The following is a 3102-nucleotide window of genomic DNA, read 5'->3' as shown; positions in this document are numbered from 1 at the left end:
GTGCATCCGCTTCGGCGGGCGCGGGCCTTCCTCGGCGATGGGGCCGGCCCCGGCGGGCTCGATCCTGATCTTGGGATCGTCGCTTTTCCGCACCGCGTCGGCGAAGGCCTGGGCCGCCGCGGGCGCGATCTCGAATTTCGTGTCGCGGTCGAAGATGCGGATCGAGCCGATGTCCTGCTTGGTCACCTTGCCCAGGCGGCAGATGATCGGCAGCAGCCAGCGCGGATCGGCATTGTTGCGCCGGCCGACATTCAGCTGGAACCACACGCCTTCGCCGCCGGCTTCGCGGCCACCGGCAAGGCGCGGGCCGCGCGGCGGCGGGGCCGCGGTCTCGTCGGAAATTTCCTCGGGCGCGGGCAGATTGGCGCGGCGCATCTTCAGGAAGGCGGCGGCGATCTTCTCGGCCGAATGGGTTTCCAGCAGGCTGCGGGCGAGGGCGATATCCTCCTCGCCGGGCTCTTCGGCCAGCAGGGGATCGGCCAGCAGGCGCTCGTGGTCGAGCTTGAGGATTTCATCGGCGGTCGGGGCGCCCGACCAGATGATGTTCAGCCGCGTGCCCATCAGCAGCTGCTCGGCCCGGCGCCGACGGTGATGCGGCACCAGGATGACGCAGGTGCCCTTGCGCCCGGCCCGGCCGGTCCGGCCCGAACGGTGCAGCAGGGTTTCCCGGTTGTTCGGCAATTCGGCATGGATGACGAGGCCGAGGTCCGGCACGTCGATGCCGCGGGCGGCGACGTCGGTCGCGACGCAGACACGGGCCCTGCCGTCGCGCACGGCCTGCAGTGCATGGCTGCGCTCGTTCTGGCTCAGTTCGCCCGACAGGGCGACGACGGCGAAGCCCCGCTCCTGCAGGCTGGCATGAAGGTGGCGGACGGATTCGCGGGTGGTGCAGAAGATCATCGTCGCCCGCGCCTCGAAATAGCGCAGGACATTGACGACCGCGTGCTCGAGTTCGTTGGGCGCGACGCGGACGGCGCGGTAATCGATGTCGCCATGGGCTTCGCCCTTGGCCGTCGCCTCGATGCGCAGCGCGTTCTTCTGGTAGCTGGTGGCCAGGGTGGCGATTTCGGGCGCGATGGTGGCCGAGAACAGCAGGGTGCGGCGGCTGGTCGGCGTCGTGTCGAGGATGAACTCCAGATCCTCGCGGAAACCGAGGTCCAGCATCTCGTCCGCTTCGTCGAGGACGACGGCGCGCAGCTCGGTGGTGTTCAGGCGGCCGCGCTCCAGATGGTCGCGCAGCCGGCCGGGCGTGCCGACGACGATATGGCCGCCGTCGTGAAGGGCGCGGGCCTCGCGCCGGACATCCATGCCGCCGACGCAGGAAATGACCTTGGCGCCGGCCGGGCCGTAAAGCCAGGTCAGCTCGGCATGGACCTGCATCGCGAGTTCGCGGGTCGGCGCGACGACGAGGGCGAGCGGCGCATAGCGGGGCGCCAGCCGCTCTTCCCCGGCGAACAGGGTGGCGGCGATGGCGAGGCCATAGGCGACGGTCTTGCCGGAGCCGGTCTGGGCCGAGACCAGAAGGTCGCGTCCTTCGGCGTCGGGCTGAAGCACGGCGGTCTGCACCGCCGTCGGTTCAGCGTAATCGCGGGCTTCGAGGGCGCCATTGAGGTGGGCATTGACGAAAGGAAAGGGCATGGAGTCTCGATCGGACCGATATGTGACGTGAGGGGGTGGGCCGCCTCGCTAACGTCAAGGGATCGGCGCACGATTGCGCCCCGGGGGCGCTGCATGGCCCTTTCCATACATGATTGTCCCTTCAATTGCCATGCTGCACCGCGCATGGCCGTCTCTTGTCAACGCGCGGGTGCCTTTTCCGCCACAGGCGGGGTTTCGAGACAGCCGAGGCTCCGCAAAGCCTCGCGGAGCGCGACGGGGGCCGGCGTATGCGGCTCCGCCCCGAGGAAAGTGGTCAAACGACGATTATCGAGCCGCAGGGGCACCTGCCACAGGTAGCGAAGTTCCGCCATTTCGCGGAACAGCGGCACGAAGGGCGCCGCCAGCCGCAGCAGGCCCCACGGAAAGCGGGCAAGGCGAAGATCGTCCCGCCCGGTGGCGGCGCGGAAGGCGGCGAGGACGTCGCCCTCGTTCGCGAACCAGTGGCCGTCCATGTGGAAGCGGGCGAAGCGTGGCAGCTCGGCCTCCCGCGCCAGCAGGCGGGCAATGGTCTCGGCGACGTCGGGGAGATAGGCGAAGGCGTGGCCGACGCCCGTCCGCCCGGGCCAGACGATCCGCGTGACCGGGCGCCCGGGCTTCACCATGGCCTGACCGAACCAGCTGTTGCCGGCCGGCCCGCCGAAGAAATCGCCGCAGCGCAGGATCAGCACCGGCAGGCCCGAATTTTCCAGCGCGCGCTCCAGCGCGACGCGGATCGCGCCTTTCTTCGTGTCGGCCACCTGCGGGGCGTCTTCATCGGCGAGGGCGGGCGGATGACTGCCGAAATTATAGACCGTGCCGGGCAGCACGATGCGCGCGCCGGATGTCTTCGCGGCGGCGATGGTCGACTGCAGCATGGGCAGCACGGTGGTTTCCCAGTTGCGATAGCCGGGCGGGTTCACGGCATGGACGATGACATCGACCCCGTCCGCCGCCGCGATCACATCCGCCGGCACCAGGGCATCGCCCCGCCGCCCGTCGATGCCCGAGGCGGCGGTGAGCTTCGCCGGGTCGCGATAGAGCGCGCGGATGGTCCAGCCGTGGCGGCGCAGCGCCGAGGCGGTGGCGCCGCCCACGCCGCCGGTGATGCCGAGGATGAGGGCGGTCTTGCCGTTGCCGGTCATGATGCTTGTCCTGTCGTCGGTTGCGATGACGACAGAATGGGCCGGCCCTCCATTATCGGAAATTGCGGTAATTCGTGGCTCTGCTATAAATAAATTTATGACCGAGCCGGATTGGGACCTTTACCGCAGCCTGCTGGCCGTGCTCGACCGGGGCAGCCTGTCGGCGGCCGCGCGGTTGCTCGGCCTGTCGCAGCCGACTCTCGGCCATCACATCGCGGCGCTGGAGACGGCGCTGGGCGCGCCCCTGTTCACCCGCTCGCCGAAAGGACTGGTGCCGACCGAGACGGCGCTGGCGCTGCGGCCCCATGCGGAAGCCATGGCC

Annotated in this window: 3 protein-coding genes; 1 reads left to right on the top strand and 2 read right to left on the bottom strand. The window is 69.5% G+C overall.

Annotation, left to right across the window (positions count from 1 at the left end; all coding sequences use genetic code 11):
- Both WAZ62_RS15085 and WAZ62_RS15080 read right to left on the bottom strand, forming a co-directional pair.
- Positions 1 to 1638 (bottom strand): DEAD/DEAH box helicase (locus WAZ62_RS15085; protein WP_422644360.1); only part of this gene is annotated, 1638 nt, incomplete at its 3' end.
- Positions 1639 to 1796: 158 nt separating this feature from the next.
- Positions 1797 to 2780 (bottom strand): NAD(P)H-binding protein, encoded by a 984-nt coding sequence (locus tag WAZ62_RS15080; protein WP_422644359.1) that lies wholly within the window; start codon positions 2778 to 2780, stop codon positions 1797 to 1799.
- Between the two features lie 97 nt (positions 2781 to 2877).
- Between WAZ62_RS15080 and WAZ62_RS15075 the strand changes: the two genes are divergently transcribed.
- A partial coding sequence (locus WAZ62_RS15075; protein WP_422644358.1) for a LysR family transcriptional regulator occupies positions 2878 to 3102 on the top strand: 225 nt, incomplete at its 3' end.

Origin of the sequence: Zavarzinia sp., assembly GCF_049306435.1 — a bacterium.
Taxonomy (GTDB): Bacteria; Pseudomonadota; Alphaproteobacteria; order Zavarziniales; family Zavarziniaceae; genus Zavarzinia.
This window is presented reverse-complemented; position numbering and strand designations above follow the sequence as displayed.

What these genes read in the sequence shown, in the direction of transcription:
- WAZ62_RS15080 (WP_422644359.1), bottom strand. Translation starts at nt 2,780, where the DNA reads ATGACCGGCAACGGCAAGACCGCCCTCATCCTCGGCATCACCGGCGGC.